We start from the raw sequence: 19,419 nt of genomic DNA on the forward strand, positions 1-19,419 counted from the left end.
GCCAGCGACAACTGGGGCAAACCGGCGCTCGCTATCTCTCAGCCCCGCATCATGTTGGCGGCCGAGGTTATCGAGCCTGTAGACGATGGCTAGCGCAGGTGTCGCCGCAGGCGCGGGCTATCCAGGTACGGCGCGTCCGTCGCCGAAGATCTGACGCATGGCCTCGGCCTCGGCCAGTTCCCTGCAGAGCACGGCCGTCATCTTGACGGTCACGGCACGCGGGGCCTGCTGGATCAGCATCAGCCGACCCCGGCCCTTGATGATCATGCTGTCGACGCCGTGCGGGCAGCTCTCATCCTGCCAGATTCCCCAGACGATATCGCTCGCGCAAATGATCTCGGCCAAGGCGCTCGTTTGGTTCTCGCTCCGAAGGATAAGGCCCTGGTTCGCGTTGGCCATGTCCACGAGCTCCTGCAGATGCTGCTGTTCATTCATGTCGAGTTCCTTCTGATCGGGTCGGCGGCACGGGCCGGGCTGGTTTCGGGGGAGGCTCTCCACGGTCCTGCTTGCCCGGCGGGGTCAGGATTTCGTCGAGAAGGCGACCGAGCCAGGTCTCGATCACGTCGAGCTCGGCCGGCGTGACCGGGACCGGTTCGGGCCAGTCACCGACGACGGTCGGGTTACCGCCGCGTTCTGGCGAGCCGACGCAGGCGGCTGGCCCTCTCTCACGCTCAGAGCTCATGGTCGAGCTCGCGGCGTCGTGAGGCGGTCGGGGTCCGGCTTTTCGTCTGTTCGCGATCAGTTTCGATCACCGCGACGGTCGAAAGCTTGACGTTTGACCGCGACAGGCGCCCGGCGAGCCACGCGCGGCGTTCCAGCGCCGTTGGCCCTGCATCCGATGTCTGCCGGTCGAGAGGGCGGTCGGCGAGCAGATGACGATCGATCGCCGCGGTATCGACGACGAGCATCGTCTCGATGCGCGCCCGGCTCGCGGCTACATAGATGTCGTGGCGATCGAGCGCGGGATCGGCGAGAACCAGGGTGCGGTCGACGGTCAAGCCCTGACTGCCGTAGATCGAGCTCGCATAGCCCCAGCCGAGACGGACGCGGCCCGTCTCGTCGGCGAACGCGGCGGGGTCGAACGTGACGAGACGCCCACCCGTGACAGCTTCGATCCGAACCCTGCGCCCATCCGGCGCATCCCGTTCGGGTTGCTCCATCACCTTGGTGACGGTCCCGGTCGAACCGTTGACGACGCCGAGTTCGTCGTTGCGAACGAGGAAGCGGATGTGATCACCCGCCGCCAGCATGATCTGGCTCGCATGGCCGGACGGGGTGACCCCCGCGATCTCGATCTCGAGGCCGCGGATCAGTCCCCTGTCCTTGAGCCGGCTGCCAACCTCGCGCGAGATCGCCCCGACCTGCGCGTTGGTCCTGGCCAGAAGCAAGGTGGAGGCGGTCGGATCTGCATCCTGGCCTGCTTCCCAGCGATCGACGATCGCCGTGATCGCTGCCCGGGCGCCCCGCACCTCGACGAGCAATCCCCGCTCGGCGAAGGCGTCGAGCGCGCGACCGGCCTCGCCGGCGCCGAAATCGCGCACGGCGTCTCGGGCCCAGGCGTCATGCTGACGCACGATCGTCTCGACGCGTGCGGCCGCGACGGAGCGGCTGACGAGGTCTAGACCCGGTCCGGCTCCGATCGCCTGGAGCTGGCCGCGGTCGCCGACGAGGATCAGCTTGGCCTGCGCCTGCTGCACCTCGGACAGGATCGCATGCATGTCGCGCGACGAGAGCAGGCCCGCCTCGTCGACGATGAGGACGGTGTTCTGATCGAGGATCTTGTGTCCTCGCTTGACCTTTTCGATCCAGCTCGCGGTCGCGCGCGCCTCGATGCCGAGATCGTTCTGCAGCATCCGGGCGATGCGCCAAGCCGAGGCCGCGCCGAGAACCCGATAGCCTGCTCCCCGATAGGCGCTGACGATCGGAGCGAGGGTCGTGGTCTTGCCGCTACCCGGCGCGCCCTCGATGATCGCGACGGCCTGGGAGCCGGCCGCGGCTAAGGCAGCATCCTGCTGCTCGAGACTGAGACCGGCCTCCTTGCATCGTACGATCAACGCGGTCTGGTCGACGCCCTTGCGCGTATCCGAGGCGAGGTCGCGCGCGATCTCGACGACCTGACGCTCGATCGCGACCATTTCGGCAGTCGAGTGGCGGGGAAGCCCGATCGAATCGCGGCCGATCTCGACGACCGCTCCATCCTGCAACAGGCGCTCGACTTCACCGCTTGCGCGTTCAGCCGGAAGACCGGTGCCGACAAGTGCGGCTGAGACCGCCCGGAACAGGTCGCGCCGTTCGAAGACGCTGCGGGTTTCGGTGAGTTCGCGTGGCAGAGCGACCAGCCGCTCGGCCAGCAGTCGCTCGCCGCGCTCCAATTCGGGCTGGCGGCCCTGCCGGCGAAGGTTCTCCGCGAAGGTCTCGACGACGACGCCTTGCGCGGCAGCGGCCTCGGCCCAGATATCTTCGCGTGAGCGGGGGCCGGTTTCGCTCTTCGCCTCGCGCGTCGCCCGGGTGATCGCGGAGGCGAGCGCCGCAGCCGAGCGGCTGGTCGTCTGGTGCTCGGCGAGCTCGTCTTCGATCTCCCTTCGCCGTGCGCTGAAATACCGGATCAGCGCGTCTTCGACACCGGCGATCTCGAAAACGCCATTGTAATCGAGACGATCGAGCACGAAGCCGAGGGCTTCGACCTCATGCGCGAGCGCAGCGTGATACTGCGCGCCGGCGGCCATCTTCCAGTCGCGCAGGATCTTGGAATGGATGGCTCCAACGGAGCCATCCGCGCGAGTGGCGAGGTTGAGGACGACCGCGTGAGTGTGCAGGTTCGGATCGCCGAAAATGCGTCCGTCTTTATGTTCAGCCGGGCGGCTTTCGCCATGCTGGAAAAGCCCCGCTGAGAGCGCGACCGGCTCGAGCGTCAGGCCGCCCTTTCCGCGCCGGGCCCAAATTGCCTCGCGTTCGACGACGCGAAGAGCAGAGCGGGCTGCGCGTTCCTGCGCGGCTTCGATGGCGGTCTTGAGTTCCGGCCCGGCGAAGGCCCAGACTAGGGCGACGGAGCGCGGTGCGCTGAACGTGATGTCGAAAGCCGGAACGCGGTCTGTCCTGCCGCCCTGCCTGAGCAGGGCTTTGCCATCGACACCGAGGCCAGCATAGAGACGCTCGAATGCGGCGCGCTCGACCTCGGCGCCGTCCACGAGCCCGAAATCGCCGGCGGGAGCATACCAACGGCCAGCCGGCTCGACGGTGCCGAGATAGTACTCTGCACCGCGGAGGTAATAGGAGCTGGCAGCAGCAGGATTCCAGGTAGCGACCAAGACGGCCTCCAATGACAGGAGGCCTTCGAATTAGCCGGCAGGGCGCCTTCAAAGTTTGGGATTAACTCGCGTAGCGCCGTCCACCTGCTCTGATGGTATCGGATCGCTATCCGACAGGAGGCGATCCGAAATCGTCCGTCTCGCGAACTCGATTTGCGAAGAGGTGAGGCTACGGGTTGAGCCAGGGCGCCGGCTCATGGCCGGGGCGGCGATCGGGCCAACCCGTCGCCGGAATATCGACAATCGCGGGATTGCCCAAGCCCAGGATCATCGCCCGAACAATGGGCTGCCCGTACTCCTTTCGCACGCCGAGTTCGGTGTCGAAGCGATCTTCGGCGAGGACAGGAGCGGTTTCGCGAACCGTGTCGCGAATGGTCCGCTTCGCCGCCGGATCATACCTCTCAGGTCCGTCGAACTCGATCGTCCGTTCCCCCAGCCAGCCTGTAACGCGGTCGGCGGTATCGCCCGGGTCGATCTGATGCACCAACTTGATCCGAAACCGGGCGACGAGAATTCGGCTCAGATTCTCGCCATAGAGTTCGATGAGATGCGCGATGTCCTGGACCGCCGCCACGGTCACGATGCCGAATTCGCGACCGATATTCAGCAGGTTCGGCAGCCGATGCAGCCGGCCGCATTCGGGAAGCTCGTCGAGGCAAAGAGCCAGTTTCGCCGCCGGATTCCGTTCCCGTCCCGGCCGCAGCGCGAGCCCGACCAGGCGGTCGACCAGGAACGCATTGAGCTGTTGTGTCAGCTCCGGATACTCGCTGGATTTCTGCAAAACGAGCACACGCGGCAGATGACCATCGCCATCGAGCCAGCGGCGCAGACTGAACCGTCGATCCGCGGGCGTTTCGGCCCAGGCTTCCGCGAGGGGATGGACGACGGTCAGCGCCGCGATCCACAAGGTGATGAGAACCGACATGGTCGTGCGATTCTCCTCCGGGTCGTCGCTGCCGAAAATCAGCCGGCTCGCGCTCGCTGCGCCGCGACGCTCGAGCACAGCCTTGATGGTGGCACCGGGCGAGAGCAGCGCGTCCCTGAGATCGACCCAGCCCCAGCGGCCTTGTGTGTTGGCCGCCAATGCGATCACGAGATCGGCCCAGACCGCTCGCGAGCCGTCACCCCACATGGTTTCGCCGGCCGATGTCGGGACCGCGTGGGCTGCGAACTCGCGTGCGTGTTGAGGGTTCCGGATGTCTGCGGCGATGTCGTAGACCCAGGAGCGGGCATCGTGCGGGGCCACCAGGATGAAATCGTCGGACGGAAGGCCGGCGGTCATGTCGCCCTTGAAGTCGTGAATGAGCGTCTTGTCGCCGCGGAGGACGAGCTGTTCGATCACTGCGCGCAGCGTCGACGATTTGCCCGAGCCCTGCGTGCCCAACGCCAGGATGTTGTAACCTTCAACGGTCGGCGTCAGCTGCACATGCGGCACCAGCCAGAGGCCGCGCTTCAGCACGCGGCCTGTTTTGGCGATGGCGCTGCGCAACGATGCGCGGGCGTCGCCATCGAAAACCGGTCGCTTACCCTTCAGGGTCTTTGTTTGCTCCCGCTTCGGCGTGGCCGAAACGATGCTCACGAAGGCGATCGCAGCGGCCGAGAGAACAGCTGCCGCGAGCATGCTCAGCTGAAACTTCGCCGAATGCGACTGCATGATCACGCCGATCAGGCGGGAACTCACGCCAGGCTGGCACTCGAGCCCGATCCAATGCGGCACGACAGGCAGGCAGCCATCGCTGGTGAGCATCACGGCGCCGATCCAGGCGAGGCTGGCCAGATCGAGATCGACGGTCCCGCGCGCTCCGACAACCTGCGGCGGGCGGATTTCGAACAGCAGAAGCAATCCAATAGCGAGGACGATCGCGGCCGTCGAGACCGCGCCGAGAACGGCCGGAGCATACGAGCGGACTTCGACGAAAGGGTTGCCAGTAGACATTGCTGTCTCCGTTGTGGCGGGACGGCTGTCAGCCGAACGCGAGGCTCACGAGGAAGGCGAAGAAGAGGACGACAATTCCGAACCCGGTGCCGGACGCGACACCGGCGAGCCAGGCCGACCGTTCCGGCCGGCGCAGGCTCGCCCATCCGGAAGCCGGCCACTGATCCGACTGCGGGTTATCGGCCAAGCCGCCCAGGAAGGGCCTCTTGCCCCCGGCCGGAGAAATCTCCAGCGTCTTCAGGAGGTCGACCCAGCCCAGCGTGCTGAGATAGGACAGCCGGCGCGGATCGAACGCGCCCGGGTCCTGCCGGAAATCGTCGGCGAGACGCTGCACCAGGTCCTGCTCCCCCTCGCGTCTCTCGGTCGAGGCGAGTTTCGCTGCCCGCTCGAAGGCTCCGCGCCGCTCAACCATGCCCGCCTCCGCGCTTGCTCCAGGGCAGCACGCGATCGAGCTCTTCGAAGACGGTCGCGGTCCAGCCGGCAACGTCGCCGCGCACGATCTTCGCTTCCGGGCGGGGCAAGCCGGTCACGGTCATCACCTTCTCGACGGGCATCTGAGCAACCTGAACGAACCGGCAACGCGCCGCTTCGAAGGGCCTCCAGGAGCCGGCCTCGATCGCCGGCATCCGCAAGGTCGTCGCCTGCGCTTTCAGGGGCGCGATCATCGTACGATGCACACCGGCGGCATCCGATGCCGGATGGAGGTTGGTGAACAATCCGTCCCGTTCGTTCTCAACCAGCACGAGCCGGGCCTGCGGGATCCGGTCCAGCAGAAGGGTGGCCGTCTGGGCCGCCTGCCGCATGCCCTCCGCTTCGGCGACATAGGGCACGATCAGCGTGGTCTTGACTTTCCATTGCGCCAGATCTTCTGCGAGATCGACCAGGCCGCTCCAGTGCGCCAACCGCGTCGCCTGGTTGGCTCCGGTGTCGATCAGCACGCTGGCGCCGCGTCCAGCGGCCTTTTCGATCATGGTATAGAGCGGGGTGAACGATCGCGCCTCGGCGGCGGGATCGCGCCGCGCGTCCTTCGCAACCGGCGCGATCGTCAAGACGTTGCGCCCGAGCGCATGGGCGAGCCGGTGCTGCGCATCCACCTGCGCGACCCCGAGTGGGGCTTCGTGCAGGTAGGCATGATCGGCAACCGCGAGCGCGGCCAGGCTCTTGCCCTGGCCGCCCTTCTCGTTCGCGACGATGATGAGATGCGGCATCGCCATGCCGCTGATGAGTTCCTGTTTCGAGCGAGCCATATTGATCCTTCCTGTCGGGTCGGGATGACGTCGACAGGGAGGATCATCGCAGCCGCAGAATTCCCGGCTTTGGGATTAACTCGCGGGAGAACGCGCGCGGTGTCGAATTTCACACGCCTCGTCATCGACGAGGACATCTGGGGCGCCTCAACGTTTCGAACTGCTATAAACTCCTACCCCTTCCGGAACTGGGAGGTCATGTCGGTCCGTTTCGGTGCTGCTTCTCGAAGAGCCAGAATGTATCTTCTCAGCTGAGCGATCGAAATGGAGGTGCGGGTGCCTGTAGAGATCGAGCGCAGATTTCTGACCAGGAACGACGCCTGGCGTCGCGCCGTCGTTAGAAGTGCGCGCCTGCGTGATGGGATTGTGGCCGCCAGCGACGGGCGAAAAGTCCGGGTTCGGCTTTATGAGGACCGCGCCACCCTGACGGTGAAATCCCGGCAGGAGCGCGGGCGCCGCGCCGAGTTCGAGTACGAGATCCCCATTGAGCATGCCCTGGAAATGCTCGCGCTCCACTGCGGCGCCGATACAATCGAAAAAACCCGCCATCACGTACCGTTTGGAGGCTTTGATTGGGAAGTCGATGTCTACGAGGGTTTGCTTGCGGGCGTGATTATCGCCGAGGTTGAGCTCGATCACGGCGAACAAGTCTTCGCAATTCCGGAATGGGCAGGCGAAGAAATCACGGACCGCCCCGAGTTCAAGAAGATCAACATGCTGAAGGCGCGCCGGGCACTCTCTGCGCGCGCCTCGGCGCCGATCGACATCGCAAGGCGCTGAGGCCATTGATTGTGCTCAAGATCAAATGACGCAATCGCCCGATTTCAACCGGCCGCCGTGATGTCCCTTATGGCGCTCCCAAAAGCTTACGTGCCCCGGGGCAACTGCGTCGCACAGTTGCGAACGGTTTCAGCTGGATGGTCTCACCTTTGAGCGGAGGGCTCGATCGTCTCGGCGGCGCCGGTCTCGAGGATGCGCGCGATCGTCCTGTTCCAGAACCCGAGATCGTGGCAGCGCAGCGCCGCATCGGCGAGATACCAGGCGCATCCATCGGCTTCCGTCTCCGGCTCGCCCGAGCCATGAACCTGACTGGCGAAAACATCCAGCGACTGCACCAGGATTTTGGCCTGTTCCGGCTTCAGTTCGATCGAGCGCCCGCGGCTCAAGCGCCCGATCAGCCGGCCGACCTCGAAGGATTCGCTCATCGTTTCGAGATTCCGGTGCACCTCGCCCGGATTGAGATCGCCGTCGATCGCGACGCGCATCAGCGTGGGAGCCGACTGCCGCGTCGCGATACCGTTCGCCACGTCGAGGCCGTCCGCGAATTCGATCGGCGCACCTTCGCGCACTGAGCCCGACCAGCGCCCCATCGCCCCCTCATGCGCCCTTGCACGGAGTTCGTGATCGGCCAGCCCGCCAGCCTGCTCGCGATGATCGCGTTCGAGCGTCGCAACAATCTCCCTGCGCTCTGCGGAGCCCGGCAGGCTCTCCCCCAACCGGTTGGCAACACGAACGGTCTCGGCCTTGCCGACATCGCGGGCATTGTCGACGCCGAAGAACTCTGCCGCCAAACGCCGCCCACGGTCGATCAATCCCTCCACGCGACCGATCTTGCGGCTGCCGTTCGGGTCGGAACCTTCACGCCAGACAGCTTCGCCGATCGCCTCTTTCGCCCGTTCGTTTGCTTCTGCGGCGGTCAGCAGGCGGGCCTGGTTGTTTCGGGCGAGTTCGGCGGCCTTCTGAGCCGTAACAAGCCGGAAGGCTTGCGTCTCGAGTGCGGCCTTGGCGGCCTTGACGGGCTCGGTATCGGGAGGACGGTGCGCGGCGTTCGCCTCGCGGTCCTCCACCGCGACCGGCGCGATCACCAGCGGGCGCCCGGCCTGAAACATCGCGCGGTGGTCCGGAGCCAGGAACGGCAATAGCGCCGGCAGCGACTTCGTCGATACCGCCAGTAAGACGAATTCTTCAGTCGGCATCAGCCGGATAAGATCGCGCACCTCGCTTTCGCCCGCTTCATCGATCAGTGCTGGATCGAAGATCGCGAAGGGCTCTCCGCGAGACCCGAGGAGCCAGAGCTGAATCCGTAGCAGGACTTCGATGTGATCTGGGGCGTCTTTGGGCTTATTGTGATCGGGCATGATGGACCTCAGACGTGCGATGACGAAGGAAGCAGCGGCCGGCGGCAGCTTTCGCAAATCACGCGGATCGCGGGCTTGCCCCAGATGTTCAGTCCGCAGCCGGTGCAGGTGTAACGGGTCTTGCTGGCGGTCTTTTTGGCGCGGACCGTCTCGCCCCTCTCGTCGTCGCCCCGCTGGACATAGGCGACGAGGATGCCGGAGCGCAGCAATGCTTCGCAAACGCGGTCAAAAGGCCCCCCGGGCTGGATGAAGTGCGTCACTCGCCGCCCGGTCTGTCGACCGCCGGACTTGCCGGTATGCGAGGGGGTTAGGCCGAGTTCGACCATCTTCGCTGCCCATTCGCGATTGTGATAGCTGGTGCTCGGCGGTTTTCCGAAATGGTGCTGCCAGAGGTGGGCCATCTCGTGGACGAGCGTCGACAGGATGCCTTTGTCGTCCCGCATCGCGAATGTTGCTGGATTGAGCGCGATCTCGTCCGTGATTTCGGTCTGATCGCGCGAGCCGAAGCGGCTGCCGTGAAAAAAGCCGCGGGCACCTTTCTTGCGCTGCATCGTGATCAGGCAGCCCGGTAGCGAACCGGCAAAGAGATGCTCGTTGAAAAATCCATACGCCGCGACCAGATGCCCATAAGCCAAAACCGTAGGATCATGGCGCGAGGCGGATCCGGACTTTGCATCGTACGACGTAAGTTCCGAGATCATCATCCGGTCGCCATTGCCGGGTCGCGCCGGTTGATCGGTGGGCACGATGTTGGTGCCGATATCGTCTGGGGTGATTGCCATGCCGAAATCATGGTGCGGTCGGCGGGGAAAACTTTGGGATTAACTCGATTTGCCCGGTGGGGGCGCTCGGTCCGGCCATCGCCGCAACGCGCACGGGCGTCGCGGCCGAATGCGCGAGCAGCGGGGTCCTTTAACCCCGCTGCCATGGATGGGATGTGGAATATCCAGCGCTCCCATCGGCGGCGACCACCCCATCCGCACCCGTCGTCGCGGTCGCTCAGGGCCTGCGCGGCGGAAATGGCGCGATTGGCGCGTTGACGCCTTCGAGCGCCAATCCGTCAAATTCGCCGAGAGCGGCATCTCCCCAGAGAGCCTGAATGGGGATATCCACGAGTAGAGTGGCGCTATCGTTCTGATGAACGCGCAGGTAACGCTCGCCCGTCGACCGCGCCAGGCAATGAGCCAGATCGAGGATGATGCGAGCCGTACCGGCATTGGCCCGTTCCATCCACCGTCGCACGGCGAAAGCCAGCGCTTCAGCGATCCGACCGGCCGTCTCGGGCGGTTCCGGCAAGCCTCGCGGATCGCTCAGATCAATCTCGTAGATGAGCGGATTTTCGCCCTCGATCACGACAATGCACAGGCCCCACGCGGCCTTGCCCACCGGTGCGACCAGACCCGCGACGCGCAGCATGTCGATCGCGGGAAGGTAGCCGCTGGCGAAGAGTTCGACCGGGCTGTATTCTTTGAACATGGCTCCGATCCTGCTCTGCAGAATAGCAAGAGCTTCCGGAGAAAGAGCGTTCAGCTTGTCGCGCAAGACATCGGCATCGACCGTCAGCTCCGTGAAGCGCATCACCCGGCGCAGGACGGACCCTTGGTCGAGGAGCTGGGGGGCGAGAATATCGCCGAGATGGTTCTCGGCGAGATCGCGCCCCATCGCGCCGGCGACCGTCACCTGCATTTCGCAGGCGGAGAAGCTGTCACGCAGGGCATCAGGCAACTCGGGAACAGCGAAAGCCCCGATCGTGTGCTGTTCGAACGACTGGGAGACCGACTCGGGGAGCGGGATCTTGGTGGTGGAGAACAGATTATTCCTGTTATTCATGTTTCACCTTCTGGATTTATTTGGAGGCATGTCGCTGGCCTGATGAAAATCGGCATCACGACGATGTTTGGGGGCTGGCGCGGAGGTCGCGCGCGCACCAGAAGCGCGGTTTTGCGAGCTATGGCGGGACGCCGCTGGCTGCGAACAGCCGGCGCTCGCAACCGACCGGCTCGACGAGCGCAAGGCCGGCCGCGTACGAAGCCGGCGGCCGGATGGGCGCAGGCGACGAGACGATCGATACGGAAGATTGACGGGCGCGCGGCATAGCGGCCTCCGCGAGGAGGTTTCCGCTGCCGCCATGGAGCCCCGCCGGGCTCAAACGGATGTCGACGACATCCGACTCACAGTGCAGTCACGACCGGTTGGTTATCGGTCGCTGGTCTGGCCCGCGACGGCCATCGTTGGCCGTTGGTCCGGGGTTGCAATGCGGCTCCCGGCGCCGCCGCGAAGCCGGCGTCGGGTGACGCCGTCATTCGCGCTGGTGGTGCCTAAAGCACGGTCAGACCTCGCCAAGATGATCCGAGGCATCGACGACGTCAAGCGTCTCGGATGCCCTGTTTTCCGAATGGATAACAACAGGTCAACCAGAACGCGCAAATCGATCCGTCCGATCATCTGCGATCTGTTGCGCGCCTATCGCCAATGGAATACCTTTTTGCCTCCTGCGTGACCTCGGACATGGTCAACCGGCTTCAGCAGGATGGCAGGGCCGGCATTGCCGATGGCGTCTTTCATCCGCGATGTGCCGCGCAGCATGAGCCGGACAAAGTGAGAGGTCGGACGGACGTTCCATGACGGGTTTCAGACAGGGAGAGAGGCTCCCGGCGCCCGTCAGAGGTTTGTGCCATGACCATGCAGGTGCTCGACGCCCGCCGCGACGCGAGCGGCGGCTACAGGGTGGATGCCAGCCGCGGCGAGCGGATCGGCCGGGTGTCGTCAGAGTGGTTTTCGAGGCCGGCGGACCAGCGCTATCTGTCGCTCACGGAGCTCCATGCCTCGGTGCGCGAGCGTACCGAACGCAGCCGTACTCGGACGGTCGAGAGCGCCGCGATCCGGGTCGAAGCGAGCCGCAACGATCCGGAGCGGCTGACGCTGATGCTGCCGGGTGCCAATGCGCCGGTGGCGCCGACACATTGGAGCTTTGGCCAGCTTGCGAGCCTGGTCGGCGCGCCGGCGTCCTATCTGCGCCAGCTCCCGGCGCCACTCGCGGCCATCAATCTGCAATACGGCCTGACCTCGCACCGCGCCGAGCAGGTCAAGACGCTGGAGATCGCGGACGGCCGCGTCGAGCTGCGCGCCGCCACCGGCCCCGATTACGGCCGAATCTTCGACCATGAGCTGGTCGCGGCCGTGCAGCGCATCGCCGGTAACGGCACCGGCGACACGCGCTGGAAGGTGCCGGGCGTGCTCGACTGGTCGACCGGCATCTACCATCCCAGTGTCGATATCTCCAAGGACACCACGACGCTCTACGCCTCCGATCGGGACGTCTTCGTCTTCCTGGTCGACGACATGAACCCGATTGAGGCCGGCCGGCTGCCCGACGGTTCTCCGGACCTCTATTTCCGCGGCTTCTATTGCTGGAACTCGGAGGTCGGCGCCAAGACGCTGGGCATGGCGAGCTTCTATCTGCGCGCCGTCTGCCAGAACCGCAATCTCTGGGGCGTCGAGGATTTTCAGGAGATCACAATCCGCCACTCCAAATACGCCGCCAATCGGTTTGCCCATGAGGCGGCGCCGGCACTGACCCGTTTCGCCAACTCCTCTGCCGTTCCCTTCGTCAACGGCATCAAGGCGGCGCGGGAGAAGATCGTGGCGAAGACCGATGAGGATCGCAGCGATTTCCTGCGCAAGCGCGGCTTCTCCAAGGCCGAGACGGGGAAAATCATCGAAACGGTCCTGGCCGATGAGGGGCGCCCGCCGGAGAGCGTGTTCGATTTCGTGCAAGGGATCACCGCGGTCGCACGCGACAAGACCCATCAGGATGCCCGGCTCAACCTGGAGGGGCGGGCCAAGAAGCTGCTGGATCAGGCGCGCTGACCCCTGGGCATTGTGCCTGGATTCCCGCGCTCGCGCTTCTCTTGATCGTCGGTTTGCGGCGCTGCCCTCCAGTGAGAGGGCGGCGTTTCGCTTCGTGACGGGTCCGCAGGTCGGGAGAGAGACACCAGGCCGCCCGTCGCGGAGTAAACTCGATGGCTGCTGTGAAGAAGATTACGCTCTCACCCTCGCGCGACATCCCCTTCGACAGGCTGGTGCTGAGCCAGGCGAATGTCCGGCGCATCAAGGCCGGCGTCTCGATCGAGGAACTGGCCGAAGATATCGCCCGGCGCGGCCTGCTTCAGGGTCTCAGCGTCCGGCCCGTCCTCGACGCGGCCGGCATCGAGACCGGACTGTTCGAGATCCCGGCCGGCGGCCGGCGTTACCGGGCGCTGGAACTTCTGGTGAAGCAGAAGCGCCTCGCCAAGACCGCACCCATCCCCTGCATCGTCCGCGAGGGCGGCATCGCCGAGGAGGATTCGCTGGCGGAGAACGTCCAGCGCGCGCCGCTCCATCCGCTCGACCAGTTCCGGGCCTTCCTGACGCTGCGCGAGAAAGGCCAGTCCGAGGAGGAGATCGCTGCCGCCTTTTTCGTCTCGGTCAACGTGGTGAAGCAGCGCCTGAAGTTGGCCTCGGTCTCGCCGGTGCTGCTCGATATCTATGCCGAAGACGGCATGACGCTCGACCAGCTCATGGCTTTCACCGTCTCCGGCGATCCTGAGCGTCAGGAGCAGGTGTTCGAGCGGCTCCAGCATGGCCATGGCAGGCAGCCCTATGTCATCCGCAGGATGTTGACGGAAGGCGCGGTCCGCGCTTCGGACAAGCGAGCGCAGTTCATCGGCGTGGAGGCTTACGAGGCCGCGGGTGGCACCGTGCTGCGCGACCTGTTCCAGGGCGATGATGGCGGCTGGCTGCAGGATGTCGCGCTGGTCGATCGCATGGTCGCCGAGAAGCTGAAGGCCGAGACCGGGACGATCGCCGCCGAGGGCTGGAGATGGATCGAGGTCGCGCCGGAATTCGCCTACGGCCATAATTTCGGCCTGCGCCGGCTGCGCGGCGAGACCGTTGCGCTCACGGCCGAGGAGGAAGCGACCCGCAACGCCCTCCAGACCGAATATGGCAGCCTCTCGGGCGCGTATTCGAGCGCAGACGAGTTGCCCGGCGAAGTCGACGAGCGTCTGAGCGAACTGGAAACGGCGCTCGAAGCGTTCGAGAGCCGGCCGCTCGTCTTCGATCCGGTCGAGATCGCCCGCGCCGGCGCCTTCATCAGCATCGCCCATGACGGGCGGCTGCAGGTCGAGCGCGGCTATGTTCGTCCTGAGGATGAGGTGCCGATCGAGCCTGACGCCGACGACACCGAGGCGAACGCCGTTCGGGCTGCCGCCGCTCAGCGCGGCGGCGACGCCACTGTCGCCGTCGAGGTCGAGGAAACGGACCCGGAAGAAGACGAGGGCCTTTCACCGATCTGGGATCGGCTCCTGACAGAACTGACCTCGCATCGCACGCTCGCCTTGCGCCAGGCGCTCGGCGATCGCCCGGACGTCGCCTTCATCGCGGCGTTGCACGCTCTGACGCTCAAGGTGTTCTACCGTTACGCCTCGGAGAGTTGCCTGGAGCTCGACCTGAAGAGCGTCGCCTTCAGCTCCCAGGCGCCGGGCCTGAACGACAGCGCCTCGGCGGAAGCGATCCGCGTGCGGCACGACAACTGGGCCAATGCGCTTCCGAAGGACGCAAGCGACCTTTGGGACGCCTTGCAGTCGTGGGATGGTGATAGTCAGGCCGGCCTTTTCGCCCATATCGTCAGCCTCTCGGTCAACGCCGTGCACGAGCCGTGGAACCGCCGGCCGCGGGCGCTCGCTCATGCCGACAGTCTGGCCGGCGCCGTCGCTCTCGACATGGCGACAGCGGGCTGGCGACCGACCGTGGAGAACTTCCTCGGCCGCGTCACCAAAGCTCGCATCCTGCAGGCGGTGGGCGAGGCGAAGGGCCAGCGCGCGGCCGACCGTATAGCGCATCTGAAGAAGGGCGACATGGCCGCCGAGGCCGAGACTCTGCTGGCCGAAACCGGCTGGTTGCCGGAGCCGTTGCGCACACCGGATTCTGCTGACGGCGCGGACGAAACCGGAGCATGCGACACGCGCGTTTCCGATGACGACCGGGTTTCGACAACGCTCATCGCCGCCGAATGACCGTCCCGAACATCCGATCGGCCCGCCGGCAACGGCGGGCCTTTTCCTCGTCGAGGTGTCGTCATGGCGCAATCCCCGCAGGATCTGGCGCGCCGCCTCGGCCAGCGCGCCGAGGCGGTCTGCCGCCATTATCTCTCCAGCGGCCGATGCTGCGGTCGCTACTGGCTCGTCGGCGATATCCGCAATACGCCGGGTCGCTCGCTCTTCGTCCGTCTCGTCGGTTCCGAAACCGGTCGCGGTGCCGCAGGCCGCTGGAGCGATGCCGCCACTGGCGAACATGGTGACCTGCTCGACCTGATCCGCGAGGCGCACGGGCTCATCGACTTCCGCGACGTTGCCGAGGAGGCGCGACGTTTCCTCAGCCTGCCCCATCCGGAACCGGAGCGGCATGCCGATCGCGCCGCCCAGCCTGGCTCGCCCGCGGCGGCCCGGCGGCTCTTCGCCATGTCGCAACCGATCGCCGGCACGTTGGCACAAACCTATCTGCATCGGCGCGGGATCGCCGATCAGACCGATCTGCCGAGCCTGCGCTTCCATCCGCGCTGCTACTATCGCCCCGATGCGAGCGCGCCGACCGAGACCTGGCCGGCGCTGATCGCCGCCGTCATCGATCTGGACGGCCGGATCACCGGCCTGCATCGCACGTGGCTGGCACGCGACGGTTTCGGCAAGGCGTCGGTCGGCACGCCGCGACGGGCCATGGGTGATCTGCTCGCCCATGCCGTCCGTTTCGGCGTTGCCAGCGACGTGCTCGCAGCCGGTGAAGGTATCGAGACGGTGCTCTCGGCGCGCTCCGTTCTGCCGCGCATGCCGATGCTGGCCGCCGGCTCGGCCGCGCATCTCGCCGCCATCCTGTTTCCGCAGGGACTGCGCCGTCTTTATATCCTGCGCGATCGCGATCCGGCCGGCAGCGCAGCCTGCGACCGACTGAGCGGGCGGGCGACGAGCGCCGGCCTCGAGACCGTGGTGCTCTCGCCGCGGCAGCGGGATTTCAACGAGGATTTGCTGCAGTTCGGCCAGGCCGCGCTCAGGGCATGGCTGCGCCTTCAACTCGCGCCTTAGGATGTCAGCCGGTTCCTGATCCCGGCAGGCTAATCCGGAAAGGGAGGAAGACGGGCGGCGGTGTGGCCGTCACGCCCCACGTTGTCTCACGTCGATGAGGCCGCGCCCGGCCTTCGGGAGGGCGATCGGCCCACAAGTCGGTCGGCCAGGCAATGGCCGCGGCCGACGATTTTCCGGCGCGCGGGCAGGCCCGCGCGTTCCATCGCGAAGCAAAATCGCCGGCCTTGGCCATCGAGGCCCTCGCAAGGCGAGGGCTGCCGGCCCGCCCGTCCCGTGGGCTTATCCGTCGCCGCGAAGGCCGCAAGGGCGCGGCCAGCCCGACGAAGGAGACCACGCCGATGCCCCGCGATCCGGACCATCACCACGAACCGCACGCCTCATCCCCGACCGCACAGGTCCTGACCGGCCTGCAACTCTACGGCTACCATCCGCGTCCCGACGAGCCCGATCCGCGCCCGCTGCCGGACGAGGCCGACCTCACTGGTGCCGTCACCGAGATCTTCGATGCGCTCGCCGGCACACTCGGCGACAGCCGCCTCGAACCGGAACTCGACGATCTGCTCTGGTCGGCGGTCCAGCTCTTCCACAGGGCCACCGGTCGGATCGAGCGCGAGCTCGACCGCAACGAGCAGACGCAGCGTCGCACCCAGGCAGAACAGGACGGCAGCGAAGTGCAATCCGTCATCCTCGAACGCCTGCTCGTCGACGCGCAGAACTTGATCGAGCGTCGCGACGCCTTCGAGACCATGCGGAACGAGGCCGCTGCTCACTACGAGCGCCATATCGGCACGCCCTGGCGCCCGCGTACCGGTTCGATGGTCAACCACAAGACCCTGACCGCGGCGATGATCGACAGCCGCGACTTCCTGATGGCGCGAAAGCGTGCCGAACGGGAAGTGCTCCTGCCCGCCGGGCCAAAAATCGCCTTCACGGGCGGGCTCGATTGCAACGATCACCACCTGATCTGGGATGCGCTCGATCGCGTCCATGCCAAATATCCCGACATGGTGCTGCTGCACGGCAAATCGGCCAAGGGCGCGGAGCGGATCGCCGCCTGCTGGGCCGACCATCGCAAGGTGCCGCAGATCGGCTTCGCGCCCGACTGGACGCGGCATGGCCGGGCAGCGCCTTTCCGGCGCAACGACGCCATGCTGGACATCCTGCCCGTGGGCGTCCTGATCTTCCCCGGCACCGGCATCCAGGACAATCTCGCCGACAAGGCGAAGAAGCTCGGTATCCCCGTCTGGAGATTTGGCGGCGACTGAGACGAGCGTATGGAGCCCGGCCCCAGCGCCGAGCTAGGCCGTCCTTCTCTCTGTTACCGCGATCTTACCGGCAGGCGGCTCGCGTCAAGGACGAGCGGTCCCCCCAATTTTGCGATCCGGCGAAGCCGGACCAAAATCGGCTCCCCCGCCCGCCGGCAGGCCGGTCGCTGCGCGATCCCTGACCCGATCCTCCAACACCTGGTCGGCGACCTGCGTCATCGAGACAACGGAGGTTCACCATGACCAATTTCTTCGACATCCACGCCGACATCGCCGAGCTGCGCGCGGAACTCGCCGAGTGCATCCTCACCCGCCGGGAGCGCGCTGCGACCCTGCAACGCCTCGAAGCCTTGCTTGCAGAGGTCGCGCGACTCCAGAAGGAGGAGGAAGCGTAAGCTCCCTCCTGTCTTGCGGCCGGTCGCACCGCCGCGGCCGGCGTCGTCCTGTTCAGCCGACAATGGCGATTCCCCGCCGGAGATGTTCGGTTGGGCAGGCGTGCTGCCCGCCTTGGCTCCGTCAGGCGAACGCGGAACAGCCGATCCCGTCACCTCATCGTCGAAGACGGGCAGGTCGGCCGGAAAACCGGATCGACGACTGCCGCTCACCCAGGCCGCGCAGAGCGTTTGGCGCCGGGCGTCATCATCACCCCGGTCGGACTGAGGCAGGCGAAGCGGGAGCATTCCCGTCGGAACGCCTCACGATGATCGCGCTTCACAGCCCCGACGTGATAAGGGCGAACCGGCAGCCGGCGAGCCCCGGTGCCGGTCACCCGAACCCGCCGGGCCCGGCCAGCTTCTCCTTGACCCGCCAGTCGCGCGCTCCGAAACGGCCTCTCCAATGGGCTGATCTGGCCGAAGGACGGCTGGCGCCTCGACCGCCTCAGGCGCAACAGCTCCGTCGAAACTTTCTTCCCCTGAGGGGCCACCCCACGCGACAGGTCGCGCGGGGACCCCGAACCCCTCATTCCTCGCGAAACAAGAAACTTCCTCCTCTGCTGTCAGGCCCCCTGTCGGGGGTGCGCCGGCGCTCGCCTTCGGCCTGCCGATCGCCATCGAGGCCGCAACGGTGCGGGCTCGAAGCAGACATCAAGGAGAACCACCATGGCCACCATCGGCACCTTCAAACAGACCGCCACCAACGAGTTCGCCGGCGACATTGTCACCCTCAGCGTCCAGGCCAAAGGTGTCCGCATCGTCCCGGAGACCCGCGTCACCGGGGAGAACGCTCCCAGCCACCGCGTCTTCGTCGGCCGCGCCGAAATCGGTGCCGCCTGGTCCAAGCGCTCCAGCGAAGGCCGCGATTATCTCGGGCTCAAGCTCGACGATCCCAGCTTCACCGCCCCGATCTTCGCCAACCTCTTCGACGACGAGGACGGCGAGAGCTACAGCCTGATCTGGTCCCGCCCCAGCCGCCGCAACGGCGAATGAGACCACCGACGACGCCCCGCCGGACGCTTCCGGCGGGGCGTCGTCATTCAGGCCGCAAGAGTGGAATGAGCCGGGCGGCGCTGCCGCTCCGGCAGTTATTCGTCCCGCCGGAGCCGGGCGGCACGTTTCATATAGGCGAGCAGCGCATCCCCCTCCGGCTGCGCGTCGCTCTTTTCGGCGACGTCGGTCACGCGTTCCGGCTGCTCGCGCAAAGTGGCGGGACTGGCGTTCGTTGGCTTCGCGGGTTGCCGTTTGCCTCGACCGAGGGCGGGCTCGGAGTTCCTGCGCGATGGCTCCAGCCGGGCTGGCTGTTTCGGGGATGCAGGCACTAAATATTGGTGCTCCGCCGTCTGGCCCGCCGCCTGCCGCTCAGCAGGTTGCTTGCGCCAGACCAGCGATTGCAGATGTCCCCGCGACAGCGGGCGTCCATCGCTTCGGGTCGCACCCGCACGGAACAGCAGCGCGACGATGTCGTTCCATTCCAGGCCGCGGCGACGAGCCTGCTCGAACCAGCCGAGATGGACGTCGATGACCCTCGCCAGCTTCAGGCGCTGCCCGTCCGGTCCCTGCATATCGGCCGCGATCGCTTCTGCTCCTTGCAGCAGATTCACATCACTGATCACCGACCGCTTCGCCATTCCCCTGCCTTCATCCCCGCCGATTGCAACAAACCACGCCCATAGGCATGCTCTCACATATAACATCATATCGCATCAAATCGAATTATATCAGGTCAAAATAAATTAAGTTAAATTTTTCACACCTGTGCACCTATCGAGGCGCCCGCGCCCTAGCGCAGATCATGTGGACGGGCTGGTTCCCGCAGGTCCACGTCAAGAGCCGGCAGTGCCGGCTGTGGCGTTAGCGCTTCGCGCGTTTCTCAAATCCAGCCATCCGGCCACGGCTCGCTCGGGTCCACATCCCAAGCTTGATGATGTGGACGCCCCCGCCCCACCGGCGGCGCTATGGTGCAGATCCGG

Annotated in this window: 16 protein-coding genes; 7 read left to right on the plus strand and 9 right to left on the minus strand. The window is 66.0% G+C overall.

The genetic code is table 11. From position 1 onward, the window contains the following. Positions 1 to 117: 117 nt before the first annotated feature. From AX750_RS00845 to AX750_RS00865, 5 genes are all read right to left on the minus strand, one after another. Positions 118 to 435: a hypothetical protein gene (locus AX750_RS00845; RefSeq protein ID WP_066721957.1), complete on the minus strand. Its 318-nt coding sequence runs from the start codon at positions 433 to 435 to the stop codon at positions 118 to 120. A gap of 236 nt (positions 436 to 671) precedes the next feature. Beyond that, positions 672 to 3,308 carry a MobF family relaxase gene (gene mobF / locus AX750_RS00850; protein WP_082735201.1) on the minus strand — a complete coding sequence of 879 codons (2,637 nt, stop codon included), beginning with the start codon at positions 3,306 to 3,308 and terminating at the stop codon, positions 672 to 674. Between the two features lie 169 nt (positions 3,309 to 3,477). After that, positions 3,478 to 5,244 (minus strand): type IV secretion system DNA-binding domain-containing protein, encoded by a 1,767-nt coding sequence (locus AX750_RS00855; protein WP_066721959.1) that lies wholly within the window; start codon positions 5,242 to 5,244, stop codon positions 3,478 to 3,480. 28 nt (positions 5,245 to 5,272) lie between these two features. Continuing rightward, on the minus strand, positions 5,273 to 5,578 hold the full coding sequence (locus tag AX750_RS00860) for a hypothetical protein (protein ID WP_156446571.1): 306 nt from the start codon (positions 5,576 to 5,578) through the stop codon (positions 5,273 to 5,275). Between the two features lie 70 nt (positions 5,579 to 5,648). Further along, on the minus strand, positions 5,649 to 6,458 hold the full coding sequence (locus AX750_RS00865) for a hypothetical protein (RefSeq protein ID WP_156446572.1): 810 nt from the start codon (positions 6,456 to 6,458) through the stop codon (positions 5,649 to 5,651). A gap of 297 nt (positions 6,459 to 6,755) precedes the next feature. On the opposite strand from AX750_RS00865, the gene AX750_RS00870 reads away from it, so the two are divergent. Then, the gene (locus AX750_RS00870) at positions 6,756 to 7,271 is read left to right on the plus strand and encodes a CYTH domain-containing protein (RefSeq protein ID WP_066721966.1); all 516 of its coding nucleotides are present in this window, start codon (positions 6,756 to 6,758) and stop codon (positions 7,269 to 7,271) included. 143 nt (positions 7,272 to 7,414) lie between these two features. On the opposite strand, the gene AX750_RS00875 is transcribed toward AX750_RS00870, so the two are convergent. From AX750_RS00875 to AX750_RS00885, 3 genes are all read right to left on the minus strand, one after another. Next, complete coding sequence (locus AX750_RS00875) at positions 7,415 to 8,686, minus strand: hypothetical protein (RefSeq protein ID WP_156450064.1); 1,272 nt, start codon at positions 8,684 to 8,686, stop codon at positions 7,415 to 7,417. Then, on the minus strand, positions 8,638 to 9,411 hold the full coding sequence (locus tag AX750_RS00880; protein ID WP_245282271.1) for a SprT-like domain-containing protein: 774 nt from the start codon (positions 9,409 to 9,411) through the stop codon (positions 8,638 to 8,640). The genes AX750_RS00875 and AX750_RS00880 overlap by 49 nt, the downstream gene beginning before the upstream one ends. A 217-nt stretch (positions 9,412 to 9,628) precedes the next feature. Further along, complete coding sequence (locus tag AX750_RS00885) at positions 9,629 to 10,459, minus strand: hypothetical protein (protein WP_066721970.1); 831 nt, start codon at positions 10,457 to 10,459, stop codon at positions 9,629 to 9,631. A gap of 846 nt (positions 10,460 to 11,305) precedes the next feature. On the opposite strand from AX750_RS00885, the gene AX750_RS00890 reads away from it, so the two are divergent. The 6 genes from AX750_RS00890 to AX750_RS00910 all read left to right on the plus strand — a co-directional run bounded on the left by AX750_RS00890 (position 11,306) and on the right by AX750_RS00910 (position 18,439). Beyond that, entirely contained in the window at positions 11,306 to 12,499 is a 1,194-nt protein-coding gene (locus AX750_RS00890; RefSeq protein WP_066721972.1) for a hypothetical protein, read from the plus strand. A 152-nt stretch (positions 12,500 to 12,651) separates the two neighbouring features. Then, a complete protein-coding gene (locus tag AX750_RS00895) occupies positions 12,652 to 14,685 on the plus strand; it encodes a ParB/RepB/Spo0J family partition protein (RefSeq protein ID WP_066721974.1) in 2,034 nt (677 codons plus the stop codon). 63 nt (positions 14,686 to 14,748) lie between these two features. After that, a complete protein-coding gene (locus tag AX750_RS00900; RefSeq protein WP_066721976.1) occupies positions 14,749 to 15,747 on the plus strand; it encodes a toprim domain-containing protein in 999 nt (332 codons plus the stop codon). Positions 15,748 to 16,085: 338 nt separating this feature from the next. After that, positions 16,086 to 17,012, plus strand: coding sequence for a DUF2493 domain-containing protein (locus tag AX750_RS00905; RefSeq protein WP_066721989.1), 927 nt, complete (start codon positions 16,086 to 16,088; stop codon positions 17,010 to 17,012). 239 nt (positions 17,013 to 17,251) lie between these two features. Then, positions 17,252 to 17,407, plus strand: coding sequence for a hypothetical protein (locus AX750_RS25795; RefSeq protein ID WP_156446573.1), 156 nt, complete (start codon positions 17,252 to 17,254; stop codon positions 17,405 to 17,407). Positions 17,408 to 18,112: 705 nt separating this feature from the next. After that, positions 18,113 to 18,439 (plus strand): DUF736 domain-containing protein, encoded by a 327-nt coding sequence (locus AX750_RS00910; RefSeq protein WP_066721978.1) that lies wholly within the window; start codon positions 18,113 to 18,115, stop codon positions 18,437 to 18,439. Between the two features lie 95 nt (positions 18,440 to 18,534). Here the strand turns inward: AX750_RS00910 and AX750_RS00915 are convergent, their stop codons facing one another. Then, a complete protein-coding gene (locus AX750_RS00915; protein ID WP_066721980.1) occupies positions 18,535 to 19,077 on the minus strand; it encodes a hypothetical protein in 543 nt (180 codons plus the stop codon). Positions 19,078 to 19,419 lie beyond the last annotated feature (342 nt).

It is taken from the genome of Methylobacterium sp. CCH7-A2 (assembly GCF_001557075.1).
GTDB lineage: Bacteria > Pseudomonadota > Alphaproteobacteria > Rhizobiales > Beijerinckiaceae > Allobosea > Allobosea massiliensis.

Excerpts from the sequence above, each read along its gene's own strand:
- AX750_RS00845 (WP_066721957.1), bottom strand. The coding sequence starts at position 435 with ATGAATGAACAGCAGCATCTGCAGGAGCTCGTGGACATGGCCAACGCG.
- AX750_RS00855 (WP_066721959.1), bottom strand. The coding sequence starts at position 5,244 with ATGTCTACTGGCAACCCTTTCGTCGAAGTCCGCTCGTATGCTCCGGCC.
- AX750_RS00865 (WP_156446572.1), bottom strand. The coding sequence starts at position 6,458 with ATGGCGATGCCGCATCTCATCATCGTCGCGAACGAGAAGGGCGGCCAG.
- AX750_RS00870 (WP_066721966.1), top strand. The coding sequence starts at position 6,756 with ATGGAGGTGCGGGTGCCTGTAGAGATCGAGCGCAGATTTCTGACCAGG.
- AX750_RS00880 (WP_245282271.1), bottom strand. The coding sequence starts at position 9,411 with ATGGCAATCACCCCAGACGATATCGGCACCAACATCGTGCCCACCGAT.
- AX750_RS00885 (WP_066721970.1), bottom strand. The coding sequence starts at position 10,459 with ATGAATAACAGGAATAATCTGTTCTCCACCACCAAGATCCCGCTCCCC.
- AX750_RS00890 (WP_066721972.1), top strand. The coding sequence starts at position 11,306 with ATGACCATGCAGGTGCTCGACGCCCGCCGCGACGCGAGCGGCGGCTAC.
- AX750_RS00895 (WP_066721974.1), top strand. The coding sequence starts at position 12,652 with ATGGCTGCTGTGAAGAAGATTACGCTCTCACCCTCGCGCGACATCCCC.
- AX750_RS00900 (WP_066721976.1), top strand. The coding sequence starts at position 14,749 with ATGGCGCAATCCCCGCAGGATCTGGCGCGCCGCCTCGGCCAGCGCGCC.
- AX750_RS00905 (WP_066721989.1), top strand. The coding sequence starts at position 16,086 with ATGCCCCGCGATCCGGACCATCACCACGAACCGCACGCCTCATCCCCG.
- AX750_RS25795 (WP_156446573.1), top strand. The coding sequence starts at position 17,252 with ATGACCAATTTCTTCGACATCCACGCCGACATCGCCGAGCTGCGCGCG.
- AX750_RS00910 (WP_066721978.1), top strand. The coding sequence starts at position 18,113 with ATGGCCACCATCGGCACCTTCAAACAGACCGCCACCAACGAGTTCGCC.
- AX750_RS00915 (WP_066721980.1), bottom strand. The coding sequence starts at position 19,077 with ATGGCGAAGCGGTCGGTGATCAGTGATGTGAATCTGCTGCAAGGAGCA.